The sequence below is a fragment of the Polluticoccus soli genome, from assembly GCF_029269745.1.
Classification (GTDB): Bacteria; Bacteroidota; Bacteroidia; order Chitinophagales; family Chitinophagaceae; genus Polluticoccus; species Polluticoccus soli.
Map to the genome: position 1 here is coordinate 228,397 of NZ_JARJHT010000001.1, position 26,145 is coordinate 254,541.

The 26,145-nt window shown below is 47.3% G+C and carries 29 protein-coding genes; 12 read left to right on the forward strand and 17 right to left on the reverse strand.

All coding sequences use genetic code 11. From position 1 onward, the window contains the following. Nucleotides 1-18: 18 nt before the first annotated feature. The 7 genes from P2W83_RS01195 to P2W83_RS01225 form a co-directional block, all read right to left on the reverse strand. On the reverse strand, nucleotides 19-1,017 hold the full coding sequence (locus P2W83_RS01195; protein WP_276131849.1) for a SphA family protein: 999 nt from the start codon (nucleotides 1,015-1,017) through the stop codon (nucleotides 19-21). A 15-nt stretch (nucleotides 1,018-1,032) separates the two neighbouring features. Continuing rightward, nucleotides 1,033-2,484: an arylsulfatase gene (locus P2W83_RS01200; protein WP_276131850.1), complete on the reverse strand. Its 1,452-nt coding sequence runs from the start codon at nucleotides 2,482-2,484 to the stop codon at nucleotides 1,033-1,035. A gap of 163 nt (nucleotides 2,485-2,647) precedes the next feature. Further along, a complete protein-coding gene (locus P2W83_RS01205) occupies nucleotides 2,648-3,655 on the reverse strand; it encodes an HAD family hydrolase (RefSeq protein WP_276131851.1) in 1,008 nt (335 codons plus the stop codon). A gap of 42 nt (nucleotides 3,656-3,697) precedes the next feature. Next, nucleotides 3,698-4,456: a DUF2490 domain-containing protein gene (locus P2W83_RS01210; protein ID WP_276131852.1), complete on the reverse strand. Its 759-nt coding sequence runs from the start codon at nucleotides 4,454-4,456 to the stop codon at nucleotides 3,698-3,700. A gap of 9 nt (nucleotides 4,457-4,465) precedes the next feature. Next, a complete protein-coding gene (locus P2W83_RS01215; RefSeq protein WP_276131853.1) occupies nucleotides 4,466-6,139 on the reverse strand; it encodes an arylsulfatase in 1,674 nt (557 codons plus the stop codon). 24 nt (nucleotides 6,140-6,163) lie between these two features. Then, nucleotides 6,164-7,342: a formylglycine-generating enzyme family protein gene (locus P2W83_RS01220; protein WP_276131854.1), complete on the reverse strand. Its 1,179-nt coding sequence runs from the start codon at nucleotides 7,340-7,342 to the stop codon at nucleotides 6,164-6,166. 311 nt (nucleotides 7,343-7,653) lie between these two features. Beyond that, entirely contained in the window at nucleotides 7,654-8,196 is a 543-nt protein-coding gene (locus tag P2W83_RS01225) for a GNAT family N-acetyltransferase (RefSeq protein WP_276131855.1), read from the reverse strand. A 114-nt stretch (nucleotides 8,197-8,310) separates the two neighbouring features. Between P2W83_RS01225 and P2W83_RS01230 the strand changes: the two genes are divergently transcribed. From P2W83_RS01230 to P2W83_RS01265, 8 genes are all read left to right on the forward strand, one after another. After that, entirely contained in the window at nucleotides 8,311-9,180 is an 870-nt protein-coding gene (locus P2W83_RS01230) for a pirin family protein (RefSeq protein WP_276131856.1), read from the forward strand. Between the two features lie 3 nt (nucleotides 9,181-9,183). After that, nucleotides 9,184-9,849, forward strand: coding sequence for an NADPH-dependent FMN reductase (locus P2W83_RS01235; protein ID WP_276131857.1), 666 nt, complete (start codon nucleotides 9,184-9,186; stop codon nucleotides 9,847-9,849). A 124-nt stretch (nucleotides 9,850-9,973) separates the two neighbouring features. Beyond that, nucleotides 9,974-10,426: a lipocalin family protein gene (locus tag P2W83_RS01240; RefSeq protein WP_276131858.1), complete on the forward strand. Its 453-nt coding sequence runs from the start codon at nucleotides 9,974-9,976 to the stop codon at nucleotides 10,424-10,426. Between the two features lie 110 nt (nucleotides 10,427-10,536). Then, entirely contained in the window at nucleotides 10,537-10,707 is a 171-nt protein-coding gene (locus P2W83_RS01245) for a hypothetical protein (protein WP_276131859.1), read from the forward strand. Nucleotides 10,708-10,794: 87 nt separating this feature from the next. Next, nucleotides 10,795-11,250 carry a DUF4268 domain-containing protein gene (locus P2W83_RS01250; RefSeq protein ID WP_276131860.1) on the forward strand — a complete coding sequence of 152 codons (456 nt, stop codon included), beginning with the start codon at nucleotides 10,795-10,797 and terminating at the stop codon, nucleotides 11,248-11,250. A gap of 53 nt (nucleotides 11,251-11,303) precedes the next feature. Continuing rightward, nucleotides 11,304-11,945 carry a hypothetical protein gene (locus tag P2W83_RS01255; protein ID WP_276131861.1) on the forward strand — a complete coding sequence of 214 codons (642 nt, stop codon included), beginning with the start codon at nucleotides 11,304-11,306 and terminating at the stop codon, nucleotides 11,943-11,945. A 409-nt stretch (nucleotides 11,946-12,354) separates the two neighbouring features. Beyond that, entirely contained in the window at nucleotides 12,355-12,513 is a 159-nt protein-coding gene (locus tag P2W83_RS01260; RefSeq protein ID WP_276131862.1) for a phosphatidate cytidylyltransferase, read from the forward strand. Nucleotides 12,514-12,537: 24 nt separating this feature from the next. Beyond that, nucleotides 12,538-12,840, forward strand: coding sequence for a YtxH domain-containing protein (locus P2W83_RS01265; protein WP_276131863.1), 303 nt, complete (start codon nucleotides 12,538-12,540; stop codon nucleotides 12,838-12,840). Between the two features lie 55 nt (nucleotides 12,841-12,895). Here P2W83_RS01265 and P2W83_RS01270 read toward each other — a convergent pair whose 3' ends face one another. The 6 genes from P2W83_RS01270 to pdeM form a co-directional block, all read right to left on the reverse strand. Next, entirely contained in the window at nucleotides 12,896-13,348 is a 453-nt protein-coding gene (locus P2W83_RS01270; RefSeq protein WP_276131864.1) for a DUF6252 domain-containing protein, read from the reverse strand. A gap of 30 nt (nucleotides 13,349-13,378) precedes the next feature. After that, nucleotides 13,379-13,858 carry a 2-C-methyl-D-erythritol 2,4-cyclodiphosphate synthase gene (gene ispF, locus P2W83_RS01275; RefSeq protein WP_276131865.1) on the reverse strand — a complete coding sequence of 160 codons (480 nt, stop codon included), beginning with the start codon at nucleotides 13,856-13,858 and terminating at the stop codon, nucleotides 13,379-13,381. A gap of 95 nt (nucleotides 13,859-13,953) precedes the next feature. Further along, the gene (gene hutU / locus P2W83_RS01280) at nucleotides 13,954-15,612 is read right to left on the reverse strand and encodes a urocanate hydratase (RefSeq protein WP_276131866.1); all 1,659 of its coding nucleotides are present in this window, start codon (nucleotides 15,610-15,612) and stop codon (nucleotides 13,954-13,956) included. A 47-nt stretch (nucleotides 15,613-15,659) separates the two neighbouring features. Then, complete coding sequence (locus tag P2W83_RS01285) at nucleotides 15,660-16,613, reverse strand: phosphoribosylaminoimidazolesuccinocarboxamide synthase (protein WP_276131867.1); 954 nt, start codon at nucleotides 16,611-16,613, stop codon at nucleotides 15,660-15,662. 113 nt (nucleotides 16,614-16,726) lie between these two features. After that, on the reverse strand, nucleotides 16,727-17,797 hold the full coding sequence (locus P2W83_RS01290; protein ID WP_276131868.1) for a Glu/Leu/Phe/Val dehydrogenase dimerization domain-containing protein: 1,071 nt from the start codon (nucleotides 17,795-17,797) through the stop codon (nucleotides 16,727-16,729). An 88-nt stretch (nucleotides 17,798-17,885) separates the two neighbouring features. Continuing rightward, nucleotides 17,886-18,524: a ligase-associated DNA damage response endonuclease PdeM gene (gene pdeM, locus P2W83_RS01295; protein WP_276131869.1), complete on the reverse strand. Its 639-nt coding sequence runs from the start codon at nucleotides 18,522-18,524 to the stop codon at nucleotides 17,886-17,888. Nucleotides 18,525-18,685: 161 nt separating this feature from the next. Between pdeM and P2W83_RS01300 the strand changes: the two genes are divergently transcribed. Both P2W83_RS01300 and P2W83_RS01305 read left to right on the forward strand, forming a co-directional pair. Then, entirely contained in the window at nucleotides 18,686-19,750 is a 1,065-nt protein-coding gene (locus P2W83_RS01300; protein ID WP_276131870.1) for a response regulator, read from the forward strand. Next, complete coding sequence (locus P2W83_RS01305; RefSeq protein ID WP_276131871.1) at nucleotides 19,750-20,211, forward strand: DUF3997 domain-containing protein; 462 nt, start codon at nucleotides 19,750-19,752, stop codon at nucleotides 20,209-20,211. Before P2W83_RS01300 ends, P2W83_RS01305 begins: the two co-directional genes overlap by 1 nt. Here the strand turns inward: P2W83_RS01305 and P2W83_RS01310 are convergent, their stop codons facing one another. Continuing rightward, nucleotides 20,212-20,994: an energy transducer TonB gene (locus P2W83_RS01310; protein ID WP_276131872.1), complete on the reverse strand. Its 783-nt coding sequence runs from the start codon at nucleotides 20,992-20,994 to the stop codon at nucleotides 20,212-20,214. It lies immediately after the preceding gene. Between the two features lie 99 nt (nucleotides 20,995-21,093). After that, the gene (gene trhO, locus P2W83_RS01315; RefSeq protein ID WP_276131873.1) at nucleotides 21,094-22,176 is read right to left on the reverse strand and encodes an oxygen-dependent tRNA uridine(34) hydroxylase TrhO; all 1,083 of its coding nucleotides are present in this window, start codon (nucleotides 22,174-22,176) and stop codon (nucleotides 21,094-21,096) included. Between the two features lie 110 nt (nucleotides 22,177-22,286). Here trhO and P2W83_RS01320 point away from each other — a divergent pair, with 110 nt between their 5' ends. Beyond that, nucleotides 22,287-22,760, forward strand: coding sequence for a hypothetical protein (locus P2W83_RS01320; RefSeq protein WP_276131874.1), 474 nt, complete (start codon nucleotides 22,287-22,289; stop codon nucleotides 22,758-22,760). Here P2W83_RS01320 and P2W83_RS01325 read toward each other — a convergent pair. Continuing rightward, nucleotides 22,757-22,990, reverse strand: a complete 234-nt coding sequence (locus tag P2W83_RS01325; RefSeq protein ID WP_276131875.1) for a PspC domain-containing protein — start codon at nucleotides 22,988-22,990, stop codon at nucleotides 22,757-22,759. The genes P2W83_RS01320 and P2W83_RS01325 overlap by 4 nt on opposite strands. Nucleotides 22,991-23,116: 126 nt before the next feature. Then, nucleotides 23,117-25,381: an aconitate hydratase gene (locus P2W83_RS01330; protein ID WP_276131876.1), complete on the reverse strand. Its 2,265-nt coding sequence runs from the start codon at nucleotides 25,379-25,381 to the stop codon at nucleotides 23,117-23,119. 159 nt (nucleotides 25,382-25,540) lie between these two features. Here P2W83_RS01330 and P2W83_RS01335 point away from each other — a divergent pair, with 159 nt between their 5' ends. After that, a complete protein-coding gene (locus P2W83_RS01335) occupies nucleotides 25,541-26,143 on the forward strand; it encodes a calcium-binding EGF-like domain-containing protein (protein ID WP_276131877.1) in 603 nt (200 codons plus the stop codon). The last annotated feature ends 2 nt before the right edge of the window (nucleotides 26,144-26,145 follow it).

Genomic DNA, 26,145 nt, shown 5'->3' on the forward strand with positions numbered 1-26,145 from the left:
AAAGTTTGAGAACCCGATCTATTCCGCCGGTGCCGTCTCGGAAGCGGCAGGTGCCGGCGCAGCATGCTTTTCGTACGATCTAATGAGATAACCGATCGTAAGCAGATAGCTATCACCTTCAAACCGGTTGCGAGCACCAAACTCATGCAGCCAGCGAAAATCTATCGAGGTCCTTAGTTTAGGGTGAAAAATCATGCCCTCGAGGCCGCCGGCCCATATCCTGTCTCTCTTGCCGGTGAACACACGCGGACCAATGGGTATGTCATCATTGGTCACCTTGAACTGCCCGTAGTAAATGCCGCCAACATGAAATATCATTGGCACCGGCGTGCTCTTGATCTTGTGATAAAACGCTTTTCCAATACCGCCTTCGGCGTTAAAAATGTTACCCACCCTTAACTCAGAATTCTTCTTGTCCGTGTGTATCTCGTAAAAAAATATGGATGAAATGCTCCACATTTTTTTCTCATCAAAAAAATAAGTGGCGCCGGCTGATACCTCATTGGTCCACATGCCGAGACCATTATTACTTCCCCCGCCTAACTGATACTCCCCGGTTGGAATGTACACCGCATAACCTACAAGGAAGTCTGCTTTTTTACAATGCCAGCCCAGTTGTATGGGCTGTATGTACAGATCAGTGAAGGCCATTGGAATTTCCTTCTCCGCCAGGTTGCCCTCTATCCGGTCAGACATAAAAGCGCCCAGTATAGAAGCCCCATAGTTGGCATTTAGAATTTTAAGATTGGTCACCACGCCTACGCCACCTCCCACGAACGCAGCACTGATCTCGGGAATAGTAAGCACGACGTTGCCGTCGTCGTTCTTCAGCTCAGATGCCCTGTAGTTGTAACCAACAGCAAAAGCAGAAAAACCCGGCGGTGGTTGCGACCCGGCATTCAAACCGTAGTCACCTAGTAAGTGATGTCCCTTCAATTGCGCCCACGAGCTACCTGTAAACAGGAATATTACCAATATCGTAAAGGCATAATACATTCCGAATTTTATTGTTTTCATGATCAAAGGTTAAGGTTAGGGCTTTCTATTTTTACCGAATTTTGTCACATACTTAGGAATATAAGGATCCTGCGTTCCTGACGCTATCAGTGGATATGCTTCCAGGCTTTTTTCAAATGCAGCAACGATCTTCATTACAGGTACGGCATTCCATGAATTGCGGATGGATGCTTCAGGATATTCTTCCTTAGGGTCTGTGATCAGGTTAAATGCTTTAGGCGTACCTAACCGGACAGGCGGCGACCACCAGTCGCGCTCATTTTCATAGAATACAATTTTCCAGTTCCTCCATTTTACAGCCTCCATTCGGTCTGACACAAACACGGGAAAACCATCACGGTTCGATACCTCTGAATTGCCGAAGAGAAAAGCAGATTGATCCACTCCATCTATCGGCCGGTCGTTCGGAATGTTGACACCGGCGATAGATGCGAATGTCGGATACAGGTCAACCTCATGCACGATCTCATTGCTTACCTTGCCGGGAACCGCGTGGCGGGGCCAGCGAACGATGAATGGTGTACGCAACGATCCTTCCATATGCGTAAAATAATAGCCACTCCACGGTCCCGAGGTTCCTTGCCAGGGAAAACTGGCATCAGGGCCGTTGTCGCTGGTAAATACAACAATGGTGTTCTCGCGAATGTGTAGGTCGTCTATCGCATCTAATATCTGTCCAACATGGGCATCCATTTCTACTAGAGCGTCCGGGAAATCGCCGTATCCTGTTTTTCCGGCAAACTCAGGATTAGGAAGTGTAGGAAAGTGGACCAGGGTAAATGGCACGTAAGCATAAAATGGCTTTCTGGCCTGTACGCTCCGCTTCATAAAATCAATCGTCCTGCGCGTTAGCTCTGCATCTATCAATGAGCGTTGCTTAAGGTCATATACTTGTAGTTGCCTGCTTTTTTCGCCTTTGCGACCTTCCATGATGTAGGGCATGGCAGCACCCGCAGCTGTAGCTTGAGGTGAAGAAGGCCAGAATGCTTCATCTGTTGTGCGCGAAATACCATACCATTCGTCAAATCCCTGGTCATTCGGCAAACGCCCGTTCACACTGCCCAGGTGCCATTTACCAAAATGCGCGGTCGTGTAACCAGCCTGTGACAATAGCTCCGCTATCGTCACTTCCCACTCGGTCATACCATCTAGCCCTTCCCCCATAGGTACCGAATGGGTACCCGACCGAACCGCAAAGCGTCCAGTCATGATCGCAGACCGGCTGGGTGTACATTGTGCCTCTACATTGAAATTGAGCAGTCGCATGCCCTCGGTGGCTAGCCTATCGATGCGGGGTGTGGGAGCACCGCGTAAAATGCCGCCACCATAACATCCCACTTCTCCATAGCCAAGGTTGTCCATGAGGATGAATATGATGTTAGGCTTATTTTGCGCTCCTAAATAGTAAGAAGATAGTTGCATAAGCATTACAATCAATATTGCAGCCCTGATCATTATTTTTTTCATAGTAATGACGATAGTTTATGGACAATAGCCTCTTGTGATCAAAGCACACAGAAACAGGTCATTCAAAAAGCGTATTCAGACAGGCCATTAAACACAGTAATAAAATGATCAGTAATAAAAATTGTTTCATGGTTTTTGGTTTCAGGGTGAGGGAGGTTTGTGGTCATCGTTTCTCTGCTCGATAGACATTTTTCCAATCGTGTTTTATGCTGATAACCTGCCAGTTGTTCTTAGCAGCTTCATCCAGCGACCAGTTGGTTTTCTCCTGGTAATAATATTCTCTGGTTGAATCATCGTGGTTGACAAGTAATTGCAACGAAGGATATTTACTGCTCTGGCTGAATTGCAGCATTTCTACATCTCCTTCTCCACCCTCGTTACCGCAGGCAAAAACGGGTGGCCTGCCCAGATAGCGTTGAAGGGTCACTGGTTTACCTTCCTTGTCATTAAAATGTGCTAAGCCGGGCAGTCTCATAATGCTCCGGCTGCTGTCTACGTATTTGTAGTTGAAAGTGGTACCAACCACCTGTTCTTTCGGTATTCCGTACAGGTCCATTGATATGCCCCGTACAAACTCCACGGTACCGCCAGAGCAGATGTACGTTTTAAATCCATTAGCCCGCAGGTAGTTCAATAATTCTATCTGCGGCTGATAAGTGATCTGCCAGATAGGAACATTGCGTGGCGGGTAAGTTGCAGAAGTGAAAAAGTTCTTGACAGCGTTTTCAAATTCCACCTCGGTCATTCCGGTATGAGTGGCGTCAACCAGCTGTACAAATGCTTTTTCGCCGCCTTTGTGAAAATATTCTTTGTCGCCTTCAATAACTGCTTTGAACGGCTGCTTTTTAGCAAGGCGTCCATCTTTGGTCACCATCTCGCGGGCCTGCGCAAAGGCAAACAGTTCCTGTACCAATGGTTTTTCAGCCCAAAGCGTACCATCGTTATCAAACGAAGCGATTCGGTCAGCTACGGGTATATAACTTCCCGAAGAGCTGTCGGTAACCTTATGTACGTAATCAATGATAGCGCTTTTCACTTTGCCATCATTCCACGAAGGCAACGGATCTGTTGTCATTTGCGAGGCCTTGCCTGCAGCAGCTGGCTCGGTCTGCGGTCGGCAGCCCGAGACCAGGATAGCGGCAAGACATGTTATGAGCGCAAGTGATTTCATAGTGACAGGTTCTGCAAATCTGTTTTCGTTTTTAGGCTCTATTTAAAATGAGGGCATTTCTATGTGAAACATTATTCGCAACACGTGGTTTACACGCACTTTTACGTCTCGTTCGTCTGCTGCGTTCCAAACATTCTGCTGCATGTATCCGATCTCCACCCTGTAGTCCCGTTCATCGTCAAAAGCATACACTATGCCTCCGTAGGTCCTGTTTTGATCAAAGACTTTTTCGCCGTGCACAGATGATGCCAGCCGGAAGAAAGCTTCATTATTCAACACGAATCCAAATCGCTTGGTTGGGTAATACAAAACGCGTATCAGGTAGCGAAGCGTAAGCTCATTTTTGAAGTAGTCATACCCTTCGTCACGTGTGCTGTTGTCATATCGTCGTCCAAGCCACTTTTCTTCAAACCGGAAACGATTAGCCCATTTGAAATCAGGATTGATCTTGCCCGCATTCTTTATCATGAACTGTTGCCATATCCGGTAATCAGGAAATGCATAGGGCAAACAGGCATCATCGTAAGGCACATTATACTGCAATGCCAGGCCGCCAGCTATACTTTTATAGTTTTTCATGTGGTAACTAACACCAAGGTTGCCATACCAGCCCTGCGTATTTGTTATAAAATTCGCCCGCTGAATGTTGGCCTCTGCCCATGCACCCCATCGGGAGTCCTTCTGCCTGTTCAGATCAAACTCAAACCCAAGCCAGAAGTTGTAGTTGGTAATGGTTGAATCCTGCGCAAAGCACCTGGTGCCGACCATAAGCAATAGAATATGTATCCACAGTAGCTTCATTACAGTTCATTAGTTCTCGTCTCGTTTTATCCTATCCGTTCGTTCTCTTATTTTCCGCTCGCCTTTGATCCATTTCAATTCTTCTTCCATGATATTCGTAGGCACAAAGCTTGGAGGGAAAGAGCGTGGCGGATATTCCTGGAACGATGCAGCAAACTTGAATACTTCATCCATCGCACCATAGACGGCGCCTACATGATTGAGATTCCAGTCCCAATAAGTATTTGAAGTTATATCGGCCCGCTCGTAAGGGTCCTGGTACAGGTTAAATATCTTCTGCAGGCGCAGCCTGGTAAATGGTTCAGCCCATACTCCCATGGTTCCTGCGAGCCGCTGCTCTGCATATACGTATTTATAATCGCCTTGCCGCAACCCTACCAGCAAGCCGTCATCGTCAGAATAGAAAAACTTATCTCGCATGCTATGCACACCGTTGTTATTGCCCGGAGTGCCACCTACTGAAGTCAGGAATCTCGATTGGTCATATCCGTCAAGATGCACTTTATACGTCTTGCCGTTGGCTTTGTATCCTTTCAGGCATTTGTCGGCTATGTTTGGTTCACCGGCAATAGCACACAATGTTGGTATCCAGTCATTATGGCTCATCAGCTCGGTTGTCACAGTGCCTGCTTTGATATGCCCAGGCCAACGCACCAGGCAAGGCACGCGGAATGCGCCTTCCCAGTTAGTATTCTTTTCGCTGCGGTAAGGCGTCATCGCACCATCGGGCCAGGTATTCATGTGGGGACCATTGTCTGAAGTATAAACAACAATGGTATTATTGGTGATACCCATATCATCCAGCGCCTTCAGTATTTTGCCGATGGTTTCATCGTGTTCTATCATGCCATCTATGTACTCGCTATCGCCGTGTGTATACCTGCCCCTGTGCGATGCCCGCACGTGAGTACGTAAGTGCATACGTGTTGAATTGAACCAGCAGAAGAATGGCTTGCCTGCTGCGTGCTGCCGTTTCATATAGTCGATAGCAGCATCAGAGGTTTCATCGTCTACGGTTTCCATACGTTTTTTTGTTAGGGGACCTGTGTCTTCAATAGTTTGTTTTCCCACTTTCCCAAAACGAGGGTCTTCCATTGTATTATCATTGCTTGTTGCTTTGCAACGCAACACACCACGCGGTCCATATTTTCTTAAATACTCCGGATCTTTGGGATAGTCCGGCAATTCAGGTTCTTCCTCTGCATTGAGGTGGTATAGATTACCAAAGAATTCATCAAAACCATTCACCGTTGGCAGGCTCGGATTCCGATCGCCAACGTGGTTTTTACCAAACTGCCCTGTTGCATAACCAAGACTTTGCATAAAGCCGCCTATAGACGGGTCTTCCTGGCTCATCCCCATGGGCGCACCGGGATAACCCACTTTGGTCAAACCAGTACGTATACCGTGCTGACCGGTAAGAAAAGCTGCACGCCCTGCGGTACACGACTGTTCTCCATAATAGTGTAAGAATCTCACCCCCTCTTTTGCTATACGATCGATGTTGGGTGTTTCATATCCCATTACCCCATCGCTGTATGCGCTGATGTTGGCGATACCAATATCATCACCAAAAATGACAAGGATGTTAGGTTTTTCCTGGGCTTGTAATTGACTGCCCATTCCGAGAAAAATGGCGGGAAGCACCAGGTGCTTTAATTCTCTTCTGATCAGGTTTTTCATAAGGTTGTTTCAGGTTAAGGTTTATCAATATTTAGACGCGATAGAATTGGTATAAGCATCTTTCACACAACGGAAGCCAACATGGTTGGATGCAGATCTGTACTCTCCCCTTCCACGGGTACCAACCCTATAGCGTGTACAATACTCGTCGGTACATAGGTAAGACCCACCGCGTTGCACTTTTTTCTTTTCTTCCGGTTCATCAGGATCGTATGAGGAGCCAGGCCCACGCGGATTTTCAGCAGTCTCCTGCGACAATGAGCTGTAGTAATCGGGCCGGTACCAATCGCTGCACCATTCCCATACATTGCCGGCCATGTCATACAGGCCATACTTGTTAGCCGCAAAATGTGCTACCGGCGCTGTGCCGGTATAGCCATCCCGGCCGTCGTCGTGCTGGGGAAACTTGCCCTGGTAGGTATTGGCCATCCATTTGCCATCGGGTTGAAAACTGTTGCCCCAACTGTATAGCTCGCCGGCAGCACCACCACGTGCGGCAAATTCCCATTCAGCTTCGGTTGGCAGACGTTTACCCGCCCAACGTGCATAGGCACAGGCATCTACCCAGGCTATGTGTACTACAGGATGTTTCTGCCTGCCTTTCAGATCGCTGCCCTTACCTTCCGGATGTCGCCAGTCGGCACCGCGTACGTAGTTCCACCAGCGGTAGTGATCGTTTTTGTCTGTTATTGCAACCGGGGTAAACACTATCGACCCCGCAAACAGGTTTTGTTCCTGTGCACCCGGATATTCGTCTTCGGTGGGTGTTCTTTCGGCTATGGTTACATAACCAGTTGCCGCTACAAATTCAGCAAACTGCTCATTGGTCACTTCTGTTTTATCCATGAAAAAACCTTTCACCCGCACACGGTGAACAGGTAAGGCATCGCCATACGACTGTTCGTGCTTTTGCTCATCAGCGCTTACTGTTGCGCCCATGCTGAATTCCCCACCCGGCACCCATACCATTCCTTCGGGCAACTCATCCATTTGCTCTGTTGCATTGGCTATCGTTGGCAGAAACTTTAGCGCCGGGTCTTCCTTCGGCATAGTAGAAGCCGGCATCGGGCTCTCATCCGGTGCCGAACACAACACAACATCTTCATTGTTGACGGGAATGTTTTGTACTTGTTTGGGTTCATCGCTACAGCCGCAAAATACAAATACAGTTAGGGCCGCCAGGCAGCCTATGGTGTACTTCATGGAGATAGTTTTTCATGGTGGACAAATGTTTAGGGTTCGGTCATTGTTGCCTTCGTTTTCAATCAAAAACTGAAGCAGCAACGCTTACTATAAAGTTAAGGTCGCCGAGCAGCGGTTTCAAAATTTAACAGGGATTGTTTGCCAATCATTACTAGCTCTGCTGCCAGAAGTCTGTGGCGACACAAGGGTTATACTAAACACAGTTATACATATTGCTATAACAAACTGATTGTTCAGTACACATACTGCAGCGAGATAAGGATAAAGCTCTACAATAAGAAACGTATTGCGTAGCTTAAAAAGGGAAAAGGTTATAGTCGAGGCGACAGTAATGTTGGATTTCCCATTTCAAACCACACGTGCGGATCACCATCATATTCAAACAAACCGTTCTCTTGCAGCCCGATCTTCGTCAACACCCTGCGCGATGCCACATTGTCGACATTGGCCATGGCATTCACTTCAGGCAGGCGCATCACTTCCCAGGCATACTGCAAAGTAGCAGAGGCCGCCTCGGTAGCGTAGCCCTTACCCCATGAGCTTTTCATAAACCTGTAACCTATGTCATAAAAATCCACATACCCGTTCACAGGCTCCTGCATGAGCTTCAACCCTGCCCAGCCCACAAAGCTGCCCGAGTCTTTTTCAATCACCGCCCAGCGTCCTATGCCATTGGTCTCGTACTGCCGCCTGATGAAAGCGATAGCCTCTCTCGCCTGCTCGATGTCATTTAGCGGTTTTGCACCTACATAGCGCATCACTTCCTGGTCAGCATTCAAAGCAAACATACCTTCCTCATCTGAAGGCAGCAGATCGCGCAAAATAAGTCTCGGTGTTTCCAGGTAAAACTGCATAGTGGTTGTGTTCCTGCTAAATATACGAATTATTGCTATCGTGCTGGGCGGGGTGCGGCAAAGCGAATGAACCTCAACAATCAGCAATTGCACAATACAACGTAAATTGGCCTGGTGAAAAAGAACATAAGCTTCTCCACTCAAGGCAAACGGGAGGATATCGGCAAGCAAGTCATATACAGGCTGCTGCCAAACAGGTATGCTGAAGCCGTTGGGCCTTTTGTCTTCTTTGATCATATTCCTCCGGGACCAAGTACTGAAGACGAAAAACAGAGTACTAATCCCCACCCACACAGAGGCATAGCCACGCTAACCTACCTTCTTAGTGGTGAGTCAGAGCATTACGACAGCATGGGCAACTACGCCAAAGTAAATTCTGGCGGGGTGCAGTGGATGAAAGCGGGCACCGGTATCATACACGAAGAACGGCTTGGTAATGACCCGGTACACGGCGACGCGGCTATTCACGGATTTCAGTTTTGGATCAACCTGCCGGCAAAGAATAAAGCTGAACCACCTGAATACATAGCTTTACAGGCTGGCGAGGTACCCCGGCAATTGCTGGAGGACGGGGCTAGCTGGGTTAAAATAATTGCCGGCGAATATGGTGAACTTAGTTCAAAAATTCCCGGCTATTCATTACAGTTTTTATACCACATACACCTGCAGGCAGGCAAGGAGTTTGTATTGGATACGAAAGACCAAATTGAGTACGCAGCCTTTACCATAGGAACCAAACTGATGGTGAACGACACAGAATACGAGGCAGGCGAGTTTATTGAATTTGACAGAAGCGGGGGTACCATCGAGATCATAAATAAGCTGAAAGACGCAAATGACTTTCTCTTGTTTGGGGGCGAAAGGTATACAGAACCGATAGTGGCTGACGGCCCTTTTGTAATGAATACCCACGATGAGATCGCCAAAGCATATTTGGATCTTCATAACGGCAAATACGGCACGATCACAAAAAATAAAAAGTAAACGATGACAAACGATCCTAAATCTTACCGCGAGCGGCAACCGCTGCGTTTTCTTGTTTTTTCGGCTTCATTGAGGGGCGAGTCGCTGAATACCCATTTGGCTAGGCTGGCCAGCCAGGTGATAGAAAAGAATGGAGGGATCGTCGACTTTGCCAACATGAGCGATTTTGACGCGCCTTCTTATAGCCAAGATGCTGAAACGCAGCAAGGCATGCCAAAAGGAACAATTGAATTCCAAAAGCGCTTGCTGGATAACGATGCTTTCATTATCGCATCTCCCGAATACAACGGTTCAATGCCGGGGCTGTTGAAAAACGCAATTGACTGGGTTTCGAGGTTTCGTCCCCAACCCTTCAATGAGCGGCATGCGCTATTGATGTCGGCATCACCATCAATGGTTGGTGGAAATAGATCGCTTTGGACCTTACGGGTTCCGTTGGAGCATTTGGGCACAAGGGTTTTTCCTGACATGTTTTCGCTGGCTATGGCGCATAAAGCGTTTACACCCGAAGGTGGGTTTGTGGATGCCGTGCTTGCCAAACGTTTTGAAGACAATATTGTTGCATTTATGAACCTGGTTGAAGCAGCTAAACATTATCCTTGTATCAAGAAAGCATGGGTTGAATTTTTGGGCGAAGTTCCAGACCCGGTTACAGACAGGGTGGAGTAATTTTCGGTTGTCTTTTGGGGTTGCTATTGGCCTTGTTTGTAACGGAAATAATAAGACGGGCAGCGTTTGCTGCCCGTCTTGCATTAATCGGCTCCTACTATTAAATTAGCATAAAATCAGGTTTATGAAATTCAGGGGCTCGTTGATTGCTATTTGTTGTGGAGCGGTTCTTATGGCCGCTTGTAAAAAAGAAGACAGCTCGGCAACTAAAAAACTGCTGATGGATGGCAGATGGCAGGTAACAGCCTCTACCGCCACTACTTTTTACAACGGCAAGGACACGACCCTTGACCTGATGAGCACCTGGAACGAGTGTGAGAAAGACGATATTGCCGAGTTCAAAAGCAATGGCAAGGCTACACAAGATGAGGGCGCTAACAAATGCCCCGACGATCCGCAGACTACTGCCATTAAGTATGCACTGCTGAACAACGACACCCGGATAGCCCTGGTAGACGATAACCCCGATACATTTGACTTGCATGTAACTACTACTGAGTTGAAACTGACTATAGTCAAACCCAACTCATCAGGCACGGTCTTCACTTATGTCGAAACGTATAAGAATATCAGGTAGGCTGCTGGGCTAACATCAGCAACCACCCCTCCGCCCCTCCTTAAATTAAGGAGGGGGACCATGGCATTATTTTGCAGCTTAATAGCTTGTAAAAACGTTATACCATGAGTATGAAACAGATAATAGTGATGAGCGTATTGAGTGTACTGGTATTGACGGGATGCGCTACTAAGGGTTTCGATTTTGACAGTAAGACAAAAGCAGAGCCTGTACCCAATGGTCAGAAAAGCTCGCTGCCTGATTCTGTGCGCGATCCAAAATCATATAATCCAACAAACTAGTACAATACTCCATTTCACCCTCAGAAGGGGGAAATGTGATGACAGCATTTTTGGACAGGATAGCTGCCTTGCGTTAATTTGCAGCTCATGTATAGCAGGCAGGAAATAGCGCAAAAGAAAGAGGCATTCTGGACGACATTTGGTAGGTATATGCAGCCCATCACCCCCGCGGGCAGCGACAAGGTGAACTGGATCAACTACAAAACGGGTGTGCCAGGCATCAGCTTTAAAATGGATGCTGATAGCAAACGCGCCAGCATTGCTATCGTACTCAACCATATCGACCCAGCCGTCCGTCGGCAGCATTACGAACAAATACTGACCTTGAAACACCTGCTGCGCGACGCCACCGGTGAAGACTGGACCTGGGAACCTGAAGTGCATGATGACTACGGCAAGGTATATAGCCGTATCGGCACCGTCTCGATAGGTCACAATATCCTCGAACCGGCAGACTGGCCTGCCCTTATATCCTTCCTCAAACCACGCATCATCGCCCTTGATGAGTTCTGGAGCAATACCAGGTTTGCGTTTGAGCTATAACGCTGACGATAAAACACTTATTTTGGTATTACCAATTTACCAACTCCCATTCTATGAGATACGTTCCCTTATTATGCCTTTTGCTGATCATGGCTCAGCCGTCAACAGCCCAGAGCAAATATTTACAGATCCATGAGCCTGGCGCAAAGCGCTTGCATTTCGCACTTCCGTCGCCCTGCCATTTTAGTATAAAGCTACCCAATGGCAGATATTCGCAGGTAGCCGCTCCAAGCCTGGGCATGGGCGGTTCTTATACTTATGCTGCCAACCGCTTTGTGTGGCTGAATGTTGGCTTAGCTGTCACAGCCAAACCTGGTGAACGCAAAGACCCTGATTACTACTGGGACGAAAGCGCCTTGTCTACCTTCATCACCTTGCGCAATAACCATGTGATAAGAAATATAGTTGCGGGGTATGGCATCAGCTTTAGCCATTTCAACCAAGAGAGTGGCTATTACAATAGATATCTTGGCACAGACAGTCTCCAACAAGTATACAACAGCGATGGAGTGGGTTTTTGCCTTTCGGGCCAATACCATCCGCTGCATTTTATGTCCCTTGGGCTGCTTTACCAGCCGCAGGTATATTCGTTGCAGCATGGTTTCGGCTATCAGCACGTTATGGCGCTCGAAATGATATTGAGTGTACCACTTAGCCGGCGCCCGGGATGGGTGCGTCCTACAAAAGAAGGCTAATAGCGTCGTCTAATTATAAATAAATTATTGTATATTTGCTATAGAAAAATATAGCTATGAACCCTGCGTTTCAAATTCCGGATTACCATTTGACCGCACAGACGATAACCCTATAGGGGGTACCAGTACGGCAACAAATTGACACAAATTGGCGACCAAACGCATTACCAGCAAGCATTCCGGCATTTCGCCAAAGCGACATTTGTAACAAAAACCGGCCTTTTATGGTCCTAAAACGGCTGTAACAGTGTTACAGTGTGACACCAAAAACGACCACAATCGATAACAAACTAGAGGCGCAATTGCGAGCTAGCTCTGAGGTCCAGAGAACTAGCTCATCCATTGGCATGATTTTGCAGATTTATAGCCTGTTGAAAAAGATGGGCACGAATAAACAAAAATCAACGTTATGAAAAAACTGAGTTTAGCCTCCTTATTACTGCTGGTCGTATCGCTAACAGGTTGTCAATTAATAGGTGACATCTTCAAAGCCGGTGTTTGGGCTGGTATCCTGCTGGTTGTTGTCGTGGTCGGCCTGATTCTTTTCGTATTGAGAAGGATATTCTAGAGAAACAATTTTAAAACTACACATATGAGCACATCACGATTTTTGGCCGGCGCCGTTATTGGATTGGTAGCCGGGCTGTTACTGGCCCCTTCTAAAGGTTCTGAGCTAAGGTCTGACATTTCTGACACCGCTGACAAGCTGAAAGACAGGTTCAACAGCCTGATGGGCCGCACTGGTGGTCCGGACCTGGACGATCTTCGCTCCTTCCTCGATAAGAATATTGATGGCCTGAGCGATGATGTGAAACACCGCATCCTCACCATCATAGACGAGGCCAGCGACATGGCATACAGTGCCAAGCCTCACCTGAGCAACGGAGTTATTTAAACTGACTATAGAAAAATGGAACACGCCGGCAGCTTGTCTGCCGGCTTTCTATGTTTTACCTGCGTGGCGCAAGGAACTGGCCATTGCTAAACGTCAGGCTCTGGCTGCCTGTATTGCTGATCATCTCGCAGTTGAAGTAACCTTCAATGTATTGGCCATCATCAGAGCTAACAGTGATCTGCCCGGTAGTAGACGTGTACTCTACCCCATTTTCAGAAAACATGATCTTGGTGATGCCGTTGAGCTGGTAGGTCTGTTGGCCATTATAAGGAGACACTACCAATGTAATCCGCCCACCGCTGCTTCTTGCACCAATGATCTCGAGGGTGAAGTTGGTGGAAGTTTGATAGTAACCGCTTTCGGCTCCCCATGTATCGCCATTGATGGTGGCAACTACAACATTGCCGTTGGCACCGTTCACACCGGGGCCAACACCATTTGTATCGGAGTTGCACGAGTAGAAGAACACGATAGGTACCAGCAGCGCAAGGAGCAGTCTCAGCTTCATAGGTCTTAGTTATATGCCATGAAGTTACGACTAATATTTCTGCAGCAGCACACTGGCAGTAGCTACCACACCCTCTTCACGACCGATGAAGCTCAGTGTTTCGGTGGTAGTAGCTTTGATAGATACATCATCAATAGTAAGGTTTACGATGTCCGCAATGGCCCGTTGCATCTGCTCTACGTAAGGCTTGATCTTGGGCGCCTGTAGTAGCAAAGTACTGTCGATGTTGATTAGCTTATAGCCACGCGCACGCACTAGCTCGTACGAGCGCTGCAGCAGTATCTTACTGTCGATGCCTTTGTAAGTCGCGTCCGTATCCGGGAAGTGCTTGCCGATATCGCCAAGGGCAAGTGCACCTAGCATAGCATCGCAAATAGCATGCAGCAACACGTCGGCATCTGAGTGACCTACGGCGCCTTTGGTATGAGGTATTTTCACGCCACCGAGCCATAGCTCGCGGCCTTCAGCCAATTGATGAAAATCAATTCCTTGTCCTATTCTAAATGACATGGGCCAAAACTAAGTATTATCATGGTACAAAAGAAAAACCGGAAAGCGTAGAGCGATTGCCTTTTGCTTTCCGGTCAAGTATAGTAAGAGTCTGACTAGATATCCAGTCCGAATTTCTTGCCGGTTTCTTCAGCCAGCTCATAGCCGGCGTCTGTATGCCTCAACACACCCATACCCGGGTCGTTGAACAGTACGCGCTTCAGGCGCTCTTCAGCGTCTTTGGTACCGTCAGCAACGATCACCATACCAGCGTGCAGCGAGTAGCCCATGCCCACGCCACCACCATGGTGAAAAGACACCCAGCTAGCGCCACCAGCTGTATTGATCAATGCATTGAGTATCGGCCAATCAGCTACGGCATCACTGCCGTCTTTCATGGCTTCTGTTTCGCGGTTAGGCGATGCGACAGAACCACAGTCCAGGTGGTCGCGACCAATAACGATCGGCGCCTTAACCTTACCTGTCCGCACGAGTTCATTGAACAGCAGGCCAGCTTTCTCACGCTCACCCATACCCAGCCAGCAAATACGTGCAGGCAGGCCCTGGAAGGCGATGCGGTCTTTGGCCATATGCAACCAGCGGTGCAAACCTTTATTCTCTGGGAAGAGCTCCATGAGCGCTTTATCCGTAGTGTAGATATCCTCAGGATCGCCACTCAGCGCCACCCAGCGGAACGGACCTTTACCCTCGCAAAACAGCGGACGGATATAAGCAGGTACGAAACCAGGGAAGTCGAACGCATCCTTGACACCACGCTTGTCGTGTGCCTGGCCGCGGAGGTTGTTGCCGTAGTCGAATGTGATGGCACCGCGCTTTTGCAGTTCCAGCATCTGGCGTACATGTTTCGCCATCGTATCCAGCGAGCGTGAGCAGTATTCTTCAGGATTGCTGCTGCGCAGAGCATTTGCTTCTACTACAGTCAGCCCTTCAGGGAAATAACCGATCAGTTCATCGTGTGCCGATGTCTGGTCGGTCAGCGTATCAGGTGTAATGTTCCTGTCTATCAACCTTTGCAGCAGATCAACAGCATTGCAACAAACACCTATAGAGATGGCTTCTTTGTTTTCTTTGGCTTTCAGTGCCCAGTCAATGGCCTCATCGATGTCGCTGGTGTATTTATCGAGGTAACGTGTTTCAACACGCTTCTTCATACGCCATTCTTCCATTTCAGCAGCAAGGCATACACCCTCGTTCATAGTAATGGCCAGTGGCTGAGCGCCACCCATACCACCAAGACCCGCCGTCACGTTCAGCGTGCCTTTCAGCGTACCGTTGTAGTGTTGGTTAGCCAACGAGAGATATGTTTCATACGTACCTTGTACGATACCCTGAGAACCAATGTATATCCAGCTACCTGCGGTCATCTGTCCATACATCATCAGGCCTTTTGCTTCCAGCTCACGGAAATGTTCCCATGTAGCCCAGCGACCAACAAGGTTAGAGTTGGCAATGAGTACACGTGGTGCATCTTTGTGCGAACGCAGTACGCCTACAGGCTTACCTGATTGAACCATCAGGGTCTCGTCTTCGTTCAGGTCTTTGAGTAGCTCCAGTATCTTATCAAAGCTCTTCCAGTCGCGGGCAGCTTTACCGATACCACCGTATACTACGAGGTCTTCAGGACGTTCTGCTACTTCAGGATCCAGGTTGTTCTGTATCATCCTGAATGCTGCTTCAGATATCCAGTTCTTGCAATTCAGTTCGCTGCCACGTGGCGAGCGTATAATTCGTTGTGTTGCTTCTATTCCAGGCATAAAATATATGAGCCAAGCCCCTGAAAGGGGCTTGGATTATTTTGTTATTACAGTGTTCCGATTTGTTGTGGTACTGGCGGCAGGTGTTCGATCTCGTTTTTCAGTTTGTCGTTCATCTCCTGCTCGTTCATATCTTCTTTCATGAAGGTCTTACCGGTTACTTGCTCATACAGCTCAATGTAACGCTCTGAAATACGGTTCACTACTTCGTTGGTCATCTCAGGTATTTCCTGGCCTTCTTTGCCCTGGAAACCATTTTCCATCAGCCACTCACGAACGAACTCTTTAGACAGTTGTTTTTGAGCTTCACCTTTCTTCTGGCGGTCTTCGTAACCTTCCAGATAGAAGTAACGAGAAGAATCCGGTGTGTGGATCTCATCGATCAGGTAAATGGTATCACCAATTTTACCGAATTCGTACTTGGTATCAACCAGGATCAGGCCGCGCTCTTTAGCGATCTCAGTGCCACGCTCGAACAGTGCCAGCGTGTATTTTTCCAGTTGCTCGTATTCTTTCTCAGATACAAGACCTTGTTTGATGATCTCTTCGCGAGAAATGTCTTCATCGTGGCCTTCGTGCGCCTTAGTCGTTGGTGTAAGGATCGGCTGAGGGAATTTATCATTCTCTTTCATGCCTTCAGGCATAGTTACACCGCACAGTTCGCGCTTGCCTGTTTTATATGTACGCCATGCATGACCTGTCAGGTATCCACGCACTACCATTTCAACTGGGTAAGTTTCGCACTTGTAACCGATAGTTACATTCGGCAACGGAACTTTGATCATCCAGTTAGGAACGATGTCCTTTGTAGCATCCAGGAATTGCGCTGCTATTTGGTTCAGTACTTGTCCTTTGTAAGGAATAGGGCGAGGCAGTACCACATCGAATGCAGAGATACGGTCGCTTACCAGCATCACCATATACTTATCGGCGATCGTGTACACGTCGCGCACTTTGCCTTTATAGAAGTTCGTCTGATTAGGTAATTGAAGTTGTGCCATAGTTTTCTGTTCTGTTATATATTCTTTTTATAGCGTTTCAAATTAGGAACGGCAAAATTAAAGAAGAAATGCCTCCCAACGGAGGCATTTCTTTAGAAATATGAAAAGTTTTATTATAACCTCGACTTTACATTAGCAATATCTGCAAGGCGTTTCTCCGCCAGCATCATCGCAGCCGCCTGAGTATGTACGTTTTCTTTCTCTGACAGGTTGAATATCTCCAGTGTGCGGTTGTAGATCTTCTCTACATTGCCCATTACGCGCTCGTGGTTGTAGCCGTCAAGCTCAGCACTTACGTTGATCAGGCCACCGGCATTGATCAGGAAGTCCGGAGCGTACAGGATGCCTTTTTCTATCAGCATAGGGCCATGAACACGTTCTTCAGCAAGCTGGTTGTTGGCAGCACCGGCAATGATCGGGCATTTCATTTTTGAGATGCTCTCGGTGTTTACCGTAGCACCCAGGGCACACGGAGCGTACACATCGAATTCTTTAGCGAAAATGTCGCTGTTATTGATTACTTCTACTTTGAATTTATCGGTGGTTTCTTTGATACGTGTTTCGTTGATATCAGAGATCATCACTTTAGCACCAGCTTCTATCAGGTGTCCAACCAGGTACTGACCTACGTGACCAACGCCCTGTACCAGTACTTTCTTGCCGGCCAGGCTATCGTTACCCCAAACTTTCTTAGCAGAGGCTTTCATACCTACGAAAACACCGTAAGCAGTGAATGGCGAAGGATCGCCGCTACCACCCATGTACTCAGGCACACCAGTTACGTGCTCTGTTTCCAGCGAGATGTATTCCATATCACGTGCAGAAGTGTTTACGTCTTCTGCTGTGATGTATTTACCATTCAGGCTATCTACGAATTTACCATAGCGCCTCCACAGGCCTTCTGATTTGATCTTGTTTGCGTCGCCGATGATCACCGCTTTACCACCACCCAGGTTCAGGTCGCTGATGGCAGCTTTGTAAGTCATACCGCGGCTCAGGCGAAGTGCATCGATCACACCTTCTTCGTGGCTGTTGTAGTTCCAGAGGCGTGTACCACCCAGCGCAGGGCCAAGCGTTGTATTATGTATAGCTATGATAGCGTTCAGTCCCGAATACGGATCATGGCAGAATACGAGCTGCTCATGTCCCATTTGCTGCATAAGATCAAATACAGATTGCTGCATGTCAAAAATTTAGGGTGCAAACCTAACGAAAAAACCCTTCAGTCTTCTGGCAGAATAATAAATATGATTAATATCAGGATCGCCGCTGTCAGGTCCATTTCATAACTGCTTCCTCAGCTATCACATAGATGTGTTTGTGTTCTGCTGGATCGAGAACATGGGTACCCGTAAACTGCCCGAACGCGGGTAGTATAAACCTGTCTTCGTCCTCGCAGAAACAGGATAGTTTAATAGTGTTATGTCCGCGCCGGCTAATGCGTATAGCCGGGTGGATGTGACCATGAATACAAAAGTCTGGACAATCCTCCGGTACATCGTGGGCTATGAAAAACGGACCGACTTTTAGTCCATGCGTGTGCAACTGCAGGTTCCATCCTTCGTACATCTCCTGCGGCAGTATATCGTGGTTACCGGTAACAAGATCTATATAGAGATCCTCATGTCCTTTACGCCAATGCGAGAATACATCAACTTCTTTGTTATGCTTGCTATGAAACATGTCACCGGCTATAACAAGACGTTCGACGCTGTATTGACTTATTAGCTTAGCCAGCTTTACTTCATCCTGCGTTTGTGTATTACCCGGGATCGCTATACCATGTTTGCGGAAATGCGCGCTCTTACCCCAGTGCAGATCAGCCACCACCAACATTTTTTGTGCAGGCCAATACATCGCCCTTTCTGCCAATAGCTGCACCTTTTCTCCCTGCAATACAATGTCTAACATATAACGCGCAGCGAAGTTACGGAAACAATAAATCCCTGCTCCAGTCTGGTTTTAATCTATTACTAATGGGAATAAGTTGGACTTTTTGCTTCGCGTAGTATATTTACAAAGTTAACATCGGACTTATAGCGCTACCCGCGCTCCGAGCCATTACGCAACTAATGAAGACTATCCTATTAATTGACGACAATGCGGACGTGCGCATGGTAATTACCGAAGTATTGGAATTATCCAATTATCGTGTATTAGCCGCTGCCGATGGCAAGGAGGGCATTCTGCTCGCAAGAGACAAAAAGCCAGACCTGATCATCTGTGATATCATGATGCCTGTGCTGGATGGCTATGCAGTTATTCATTCCCTGCAACGATTTCCCGAAACACAGAATATTCCGTTCATTTTTCTTTCAGCAAAAGCCGAGCGCAGCGATATCCGAAAAGGAATGGAGCTTGGCGCCGACGATTATATAGCAAAACCACTTAGCGGCCCTGAAGAACTGCTGAACGCCGTAGAAAGCCGTCTGAAGAAAGCAGACCTCCTGAAAAAGGATATGGGCCCGGGACTGGAAGGTTTAAACAACCTGATGATCTCGGTGAATGGCAAGGACATGCTGAAAAGCCTGACCGACGAAAGCAGCAGCCAGCGTTACAAAAAACGCCAGGTGGTGTACAACGAAGGCACCCACCCTAAGAACCTATTCTATGTACAGAAAGGCAAGGTGAAGGTATTTAAGACAAACGACGACGGAAAGGAACTGGTGACCAACATATATACTGAAGGTGACTTCTTTGGCTATACTTCGATCATCGAAGAATCGCTGTATAAAGAGACTGCACAGGCACTGGAAGAGGCGGAACTGACGCTCATTCCGGCATCTGACTTTAAAGACCTGCTCAATAATAGCCGCGAGGTGTTGCATAAATTCATACAGCTACTTGCCAACAACGTATCAGAACGCGAAGCGCAACTGGTAGGAGTAGCCTACAACTCGCTGCGTAAGAAGGTCGCCGATGCGTTGATCTCCATTTTTAAGAAGTTTAAAAAAGAGGGCGACGCTGACGACAGCACGATTGCAATAGGCCGCGAGAACCTGGCCAACTTTACCGGCACCGCCAAAGAATCCGTTATCCGCACACTCAGCGATTTCAAGGACGAGAAACTGATCGACATCAAAGACGGCAATATCGTTATCCTAAATCGCAGGAAGCTGGAAAATATGCTCAATTGATGGCAAGGCTAGGTCTTCTTATTGCATTTTCAATATTGCTTGTTGCCTGTAACATGAGCGACTCCTCGAAGAAACTCTCGGGAAATTATTGTTATCGATGGGAAGGCGGTGGAGATAAAGTTATTCTGAGACACTCAGGTAGCGTGCGAGACAATATTTATGGTGAAGTAGTTGACTATGAATATAACGACGACTTTATTATCGCAATGCAACGACCCGATTTCAAAACACACGCCCATTATCTTGCTTTCGAGCTACCTGGAGACGAAATAGAGAAAGATATACGCGAAGCTGAAAGTACTTTAAGGACAGAGCCGTACTATATACAGATATTCTCTAACAAGCTTAATTACTGGATCATATCACATAACCACAATAAGACCTTTGGCCCGCTCACAAAATCAGAATTTCAAAAACTCCACGATAGCCTGAATATTGACGAAGATTTGAACTTCGACTAGCTATTGCAATACAAACCTAATGGGCAGTGTGTAAAACACTTTTACGGGCTGCCCATTTTGTTTTCCGGGTTTCCACTTCGGCATACTGTTCACGACCCGCAAGGCCTCTTCGCTACATCCCCCGGCTAAACTGCGCAATACTTTGGCATTCGATACGCTACCATCCTCAGCTACAACAAATTGTACGATCACTGTGCCTTCTATGCTGTTCTCGCGCGCGACAGTCGGGTACATAAGCTTTCTACCCAGGTAGTCATTCAGATCGCCGTTGAATTCAGGCATTACTTCTGCAAATTTTATCGGTGCTTCCGGAAGGACCGGTTTAGTATCTGCGACCGGTGCTGAAGCTGTGTCACTATCTCCTACTATTGAAACTGTACCCTCTTTACCATTTGTATTGATTGGCCCGGCTACTTTAGTGGAAAGGTCGGTTGGCGACTCCTCAACAACATCGTTTTCGACAATTACGGGAGTTGTGAATTTTACCATATCAGTCTTTGGCGCACCGGTAGGCGCGGCTGGCGGCTTCGGCGTTGATTTGGGAGGTTCATAAAGTGTTGGCCCGATTGGACAAGAGATAAGAACAGGTACATTTCTAACCGGAGCATCATTGTTTACAAGGGCGTACACAGAAAAGGCTCCTGTTGCAAAGAGAATGAAAGTAAGACTGGTAAACACGCGTTTATGATAAGTCTTCCTGAGAACATAACCACCATATTGCTTGTTGCGGTTATCAAATACTATGTCCAGGTAGTCAGCGGTAAGAAATGCTTGAAGTTCCATAGTAGTGTGTTTATTACTAAGAACCCACTCCTTCAACTTTTCACAAACGATATTGTCAATTTTACGTCATGAAAAAGCCTCGCGTTGCGGGGCTTTTTTCTATTCATTATCTTCTCTTATCGATCGGTGCGCTGGTATATTCCATTCGCTGCGATGCTTGCGCAATGGATGGTCTTTCGATTTGTTGAAAACCATTGGGCCATTTTCCCGACCTGCGCGACGCTCGCGCTGCTCGTCTGTTGGCAGGTGCATTTCTTCCTGGCACTCGTTGCTGCAGCAACCTTCCAGTTTGGTTGCACAGTCTTCACATTGAATGAACAGCAGGTGACAGCCGTCGTTTTTACAATTGGTATGACTATCGCAAGGCTTGCCGCATGTGTGGCATTGTGCCAGTATGTCGTCTGTAATACGCTCTCCCAGCCTTTCGTCAAATACGAAGTTCTTGCCTTTGAATTTTACAGGTAATCCTTGCTCCTTAGCCTTGCGTGTATATTCAATGATACCGCCTTCAACATGGAATACATTCTTAAAACCATTGTGCAACATATATGCGCTGGCTTTCTCGCAACGGATACCGCCTGTGCAGTACATGATGATGTTCTTGTCCTTCTGGTCCTGCAGCATTTCGACTGCCATAGGCAGCTGGTCGCGGAAAGTGTCTGAAGGTATCTCTATTGCATTCTCGAAATGGCCCACTTCATATTCGTAGTGGTTGCGCATGTCAACGATGATGGTATCTTCTTTCGACGATAGTTCATTGTACTCCTTCGCTTTCAGGTACACACCTGTTTTCGCCGGATCGAAGCTCGCGTCTTCAATACCATCTGCTACTATCTTAGGACGCACCTTTAAACGCAACACCCAAAACGATTTACCGTCGTCATCTACGGCAATGTTCATCCTGATACCATTCAGCTCCGGAGCTGATGCATAGAGAGTATCCCGGAAAGCCTCGTAGTTGCTTGCGGGTACGCTGATCTGTGCATTGATGCCTTCGTTCGCAATATAGATGCGGCCGAAAACCTTGAGATCGTAAAACTTCTGGTAGAGTTCATCGCGGAATGCCTGTGGCTCGGCGATGTTGAAATACTTGTAAAAGGAAACTGTGGTACGCGGTTCTGTTTCTTCCAGCATACGCTTCTTCAGTTCCTCGTTCGAGATGCGGTTGTGTAACACTGGCATGGTGTACCTTCCTTTCTGTTTTTGAGGTTGAAAACTATATTGACGGCTGCAAAGTTACTGAAAACAAGAGGATTAAACAGTTAAAACGTAGGAATTTTCTACATTTATACATGCGTTACAGTAACCGTTTTATAGCCATTACAGCCATTCTTTTCAGCAGTATACAGGCATCTGCCCAGCCAAAGCTTGTCAATGTAAAACCACTGTACAACTACGATTTCGTGGGCGACGCCTCAGACCTGAAGCCCGGTATAAACTGTTTCGTCATTACCCAGCGTAAGCATTTCGACAAGTTCTTTGGCAAAACTAACCGACCCGATACACCGCATTTTGCCAAGGAGAACGTGCTGGTGTTGCTGATGCCTGAGACCCGCAAAGACTCAAAACTTAGCTTTAAGAGAGTAGACACCAAAGCCGGCGATTTCATCGAGGCTTACTGCAACCTGGACCTATACAAAGGCACGGTGAACTACAAATTCTACCCAATGGCATTAGCTGTCATTCCGAAATACCCCGGAATAAAGAAGGTAAACTTTTACAACGACAAGACCAGGCTGATCAAGTCGGTAGAGATAAAAAACTAAAGGTAACGTAGCGGATTCCTACGGCTTAGCCAGATATAGCGCTTCAGATTCATCCAGAAGGCCAGTATCATGTAAATGATGAGCGGTGAACCCAGCGTCATGAAAGAGATATAAATAAACCACAGCCTGATACGTGACGTAGCCACGCCCATACGCTCACCAATGGCGGTACACACCCCGAAGGCTTTCCATTCGATAAAGTTCTTGATATCGGTTAAGCGGCTGTACATATTATATATTGTAAAGCTAAGAAACTCATAGCTTTCTATCAAATTCTTCTAAATTCTGTGCCAGTCTTTGTTAAAAAAGAATAGTCCCGCTTTGGGCGGGACTATTCAAACGATTATTCTTTAGACTTATTGCGCAAATTCCTGGCGGATAACGTTAAGCGCGCCACCTGCACGGAACCATTCAATTTGTTGTTGGTTGTACGTGTGGTTCAGCACTACTTCATCCATGCTGCCGTCTTTGTGGTTCAGCACCATGACGATCTGCTCGCCGGGAGCAAATTGCTTCAGGCCAATGATGTCGATCACATCATCTTCCTGCACTTTATCGTAGTCTTCTTTGTTAGCGAAAGTAAGCGCCAGCATACCTTGCTTTTTCAGGTTGGTTTCGTGGATACGTGCGAAGCTCTTCACCACGATAGCGCGAACACCGAGGTGACGTGGCTCCATTGCTGCGTGCTCGCGAGAGCTACCTTCACCGTAGTTCTCATCACCCACTACAACGCTGCCGATGTTAGCAGCTTTGTAAGCGCGCTGTACTTGTGGTACTTCACCAAATTCACCTGTCAGTTGGTTTTTCACCTTATTGCTCTCCATGTTGAAGGCGTTGATAGCACCGATCAGCATGTTGTTAGAGATATTATCAAGGTGACCGCGGTATTTCAACCATGGACCTGCCATTGAGATATGGTCGGTAGTACACTTGCCGAACGCTTTGATCAGCAGTTTCATGCCGTGCAGGTCGGTTCCTTCCCAAGCAGAGAAAGCTTCCAGCAGTTGCAGACGTGTGCTTGCAGGGTCAACAAGAACTTCAACTTTGCTACCGTCAGAAGCAGGAGCCTGGTAACCGGCGTCTTTTACCGAGAAACCTTTTGGAGGCATTTCGTAGCCTTTAGGTTCATCCAGCATTACTTCTTCGCCTTTATCGTTGATCAGTTTATCTTTCAGTGGGTTGAAAGACAGGCGACCAGATATTGCGTAAGCAGTAACTATTTCAGGAGAAGCAACGAAAGCGTGCGTAGAAGCGAAGCCGTCGTTACGTTTTGCGAAGTTGCGGTTGAATGAAGTAACGATCGTGTTCTTGCGGGTAGGATCGTCCATGTGACGTGCCCATTGACCAATGCAAGGACCACAAGCGTTAGCCAATACTACACCACCCATTTTGTCGAATGTGTGCAGCATGCCATCACGTTCAATAGTGTAGCGCACCATTTCAGAACCCGGAGTGATGGTGAATTCGCTCTTAGACTTCAGGCCTTTCTTCATCGCGTCTTCAGCAATAAATGCCGAGCGAGAGATGTCTTCGTAAGAAGAGTTGGTGCAGGAGCCGATCAGGGCAACTTCTACCGCGTCAGGCCAACCGTGTTGTTGTACCGCTTCTGCCATTTTGCTGATAGGTGTAGCCAGGTCCGGAGTGAAAGGACCATTCACGTATGGTTCCAGGTCATCCAGGTTGATCTCGATCAGCTGATCGTAGAATATTTCAGGATTGTCGTAAACTTCTTTATCAGGACGGAGATAATCTTTAACGCCATCTGCCAGTTTAGCGATGTCTTCGCGGTTGGTACCTTTCAGGTAGTCACCCATTTTCTCATCGTAAGCAAACAGTGAGCAGGTAGCACCTATCTCAGCGCCCATGTTACAGATAGTAGCTTTACCTGTAGCGCTCAGGCTTTCTGCGCCCGGGCCAAAGTATTCTACGATAGCACCTGTACCACCTTTTACGGTCAGGATACCTGCAACTTTCAGGATGATGTCTTTAGCCGAGGTCCAGCCACTCATGCGGCCAGTCAGTTTCACACCTATCAGTTTAGGCATTTTCAGCTCCCATGGAAGGCCGGCCATTACGTCAACGGCATCAGCACCACCAACACCGATAGCGATCATACCCAGACCACCCGCGTTTGGCGTATGGCTGTCCGTACCGATCATCATACCGCCAGGGAAAGCGTAGTTCTCCAGTACTACCTGGTGAATGATACCTGCACCTGGTTTCCAGAAACCGATACCATATTTGTTAGATATAGAAGAAAGGAAGTCGTAAACTTCTTTGTTCACTTCGTTTGCAGTAGCAAGATCTTCAGTAGCACCTGTTTTCGCCTGGATCAGGTGATCGCAGTGTACTGAGCTGGGCACAGCCACCTGGTTGCGACCACAGGTCATGAATTGCAATAACGCCATTTGCGCGGTAGCATCCTGCATCGCCACGCGGTCCGGTGCAAAGTTTACATAATCCCTGCCACGCTCGTAAGCCTTAGCGGCTTGTTCGTAAGTGTGCGCATAAAGGATCTTTTCTGCTTGAGTAAGCGGGCGACCGATAAGAGAGCGCACCGCATTTACTTTTTCTGGGAGTTCTTGATAAACCTTCTGGACCAGGTCGAGATCAAATGCCATTACAAAAGATATTTGGAGTTTTAGTTTTTAAAAGCGTTGCAAGTTACCGAAAATGAGTTTTAAAAGAAAATGGGAGATTTATATTTGAATTTGCGCTCTATATATATGCTAATACCGGATATAGAACGGCCATTAAAACCTTTTTCCTACCTTACGGACATGAAAATCCGTAGCATACTGCTTTCAGCCCTTTTTACTTGCTGTGCCTTCCTGATCGTAACCTATACTGCCTGTACCAAAGACTCTTGTAAAGACGTGCTTTGCCAAAACAATGGTATTTGTGTTGACGGCAATTGTAAGTGCCCCTCAGGCTATGGCGGTACTAACTGTGAAACCGTAACCGACCCTTGTGTAAAGATACAGTGCAAGAACGAAGGCGTATGCGAGAACGGCGCCTGTAAATGCCCAGCGGGCTTTGAAGGTGAGCTGTGCGAGCAACTAAGCATTACTAAGTATTTTGGTGTTTGGCAGGGTAAAGACTCCTGCTCTGGCGGATCTTACGCAGTCGACAGCCTCGTGATATCCTCCTCTCCTGCCTCCAATAAATCGGCCCGGATACACAACCCTGCCGGTTTGGGACAAGGCTATACGGTAACCGGCGAGCTGACGGGCGCTAATGTCATTACTATCCCAAGCCAATCAGTGGCTACGGGCATTACGTTTAAGGGAAGTATCACGTTCTCTACACCTAACAACATGGTATTCACCTATGCTGTGAGTGGCTTTAGCCAGGATAGCTGTTCAGGTACCTACAATAGATAACA

What these genes read in the sequence shown, in the direction of transcription:
- P2W83_RS01195 (WP_276131849.1), bottom strand. Translation starts at nt 1,017, where the DNA reads ATGAAAACAATAAAATTCGGAATGTATTATGCCTTTACGATATTGGTA.
- P2W83_RS01200 (WP_276131850.1), bottom strand. Translation starts at nt 2,484, where the DNA reads ATGAAAAAAATAATGATCAGGGCTGCAATATTGATTGTAATGCTTATG.
- P2W83_RS01205 (WP_276131851.1), bottom strand. Translation starts at nt 3,655, where the DNA reads ATGAAATCACTTGCGCTCATAACATGTCTTGCCGCTATCCTGGTCTCG.
- P2W83_RS01210 (WP_276131852.1), bottom strand. Translation starts at nt 4,456, where the DNA reads ATGAAGCTACTGTGGATACATATTCTATTGCTTATGGTCGGCACCAGG.
- P2W83_RS01215 (WP_276131853.1), bottom strand. Translation starts at nt 6,139, where the DNA reads ATGAAAAACCTGATCAGAAGAGAATTAAAGCACCTGGTGCTTCCCGCC.
- P2W83_RS01220 (WP_276131854.1), bottom strand. Translation starts at nt 7,342, where the DNA reads ATGAAGTACACCATAGGCTGCCTGGCGGCCCTAACTGTATTTGTATTT.
- P2W83_RS01225 (WP_276131855.1), bottom strand. Translation starts at nt 8,196, where the DNA reads ATGCAGTTTTACCTGGAAACACCGAGACTTATTTTGCGCGATCTGCTG.
- P2W83_RS01235 (WP_276131857.1), top strand. Translation starts at nt 9,184, where the DNA reads ATGACAAACGATCCTAAATCTTACCGCGAGCGGCAACCGCTGCGTTTT.
- P2W83_RS01240 (WP_276131858.1), top strand. Translation starts at nt 9,974, where the DNA reads ATGAAATTCAGGGGCTCGTTGATTGCTATTTGTTGTGGAGCGGTTCTT.
- P2W83_RS01245 (WP_276131859.1), top strand. Translation starts at nt 10,537, where the DNA reads ATGAAACAGATAATAGTGATGAGCGTATTGAGTGTACTGGTATTGACG.
- P2W83_RS01250 (WP_276131860.1), top strand. Translation starts at nt 10,795, where the DNA reads ATGTATAGCAGGCAGGAAATAGCGCAAAAGAAAGAGGCATTCTGGACG.
- P2W83_RS01255 (WP_276131861.1), top strand. Translation starts at nt 11,304, where the DNA reads ATGAGATACGTTCCCTTATTATGCCTTTTGCTGATCATGGCTCAGCCG.
- P2W83_RS01260 (WP_276131862.1), top strand. Translation starts at nt 12,355, where the DNA reads ATGAAAAAACTGAGTTTAGCCTCCTTATTACTGCTGGTCGTATCGCTA.
- P2W83_RS01265 (WP_276131863.1), top strand. Translation starts at nt 12,538, where the DNA reads ATGAGCACATCACGATTTTTGGCCGGCGCCGTTATTGGATTGGTAGCC.
- P2W83_RS01270 (WP_276131864.1), bottom strand. Translation starts at nt 13,348, where the DNA reads ATGAAGCTGAGACTGCTCCTTGCGCTGCTGGTACCTATCGTGTTCTTC.
- ispF (WP_276131865.1), bottom strand. Translation starts at nt 13,858, where the DNA reads ATGTCATTTAGAATAGGACAAGGAATTGATTTTCATCAATTGGCTGAA.
- hutU (WP_276131866.1), bottom strand. Translation starts at nt 15,612, where the DNA reads ATGCCTGGAATAGAAGCAACACAACGAATTATACGCTCGCCACGTGGC.
- P2W83_RS01285 (WP_276131867.1), bottom strand. Translation starts at nt 16,613, where the DNA reads ATGGCACAACTTCAATTACCTAATCAGACGAACTTCTATAAAGGCAAA.
- P2W83_RS01290 (WP_276131868.1), bottom strand. Translation starts at nt 17,797, where the DNA reads ATGCAGCAATCTGTATTTGATCTTATGCAGCAAATGGGACATGAGCAG.
- pdeM (WP_276131869.1), bottom strand. Translation starts at nt 18,524, where the DNA reads ATGTTAGACATTGTATTGCAGGGAGAAAAGGTGCAGCTATTGGCAGAA.
- P2W83_RS01300 (WP_276131870.1), top strand. Translation starts at nt 18,686, where the DNA reads ATGAAGACTATCCTATTAATTGACGACAATGCGGACGTGCGCATGGTA.
- P2W83_RS01305 (WP_276131871.1), top strand. Translation starts at nt 19,750, where the DNA reads ATGGCAAGGCTAGGTCTTCTTATTGCATTTTCAATATTGCTTGTTGCC.
- P2W83_RS01310 (WP_276131872.1), bottom strand. Translation starts at nt 20,994, where the DNA reads ATGGAACTTCAAGCATTTCTTACCGCTGACTACCTGGACATAGTATTT.
- trhO (WP_276131873.1), bottom strand. Translation starts at nt 22,176, where the DNA reads ATGCCAGTGTTACACAACCGCATCTCGAACGAGGAACTGAAGAAGCGT.
- P2W83_RS01320 (WP_276131874.1), top strand. Translation starts at nt 22,287, where the DNA reads ATGCGTTACAGTAACCGTTTTATAGCCATTACAGCCATTCTTTTCAGC.
- P2W83_RS01325 (WP_276131875.1), bottom strand. Translation starts at nt 22,990, where the DNA reads ATGTACAGCCGCTTAACCGATATCAAGAACTTTATCGAATGGAAAGCC.
- P2W83_RS01330 (WP_276131876.1), bottom strand. Translation starts at nt 25,381, where the DNA reads ATGGCATTTGATCTCGACCTGGTCCAGAAGGTTTATCAAGAACTCCCA.
- P2W83_RS01335 (WP_276131877.1), top strand. Translation starts at nt 25,541, where the DNA reads ATGAAAATCCGTAGCATACTGCTTTCAGCCCTTTTTACTTGCTGTGCC.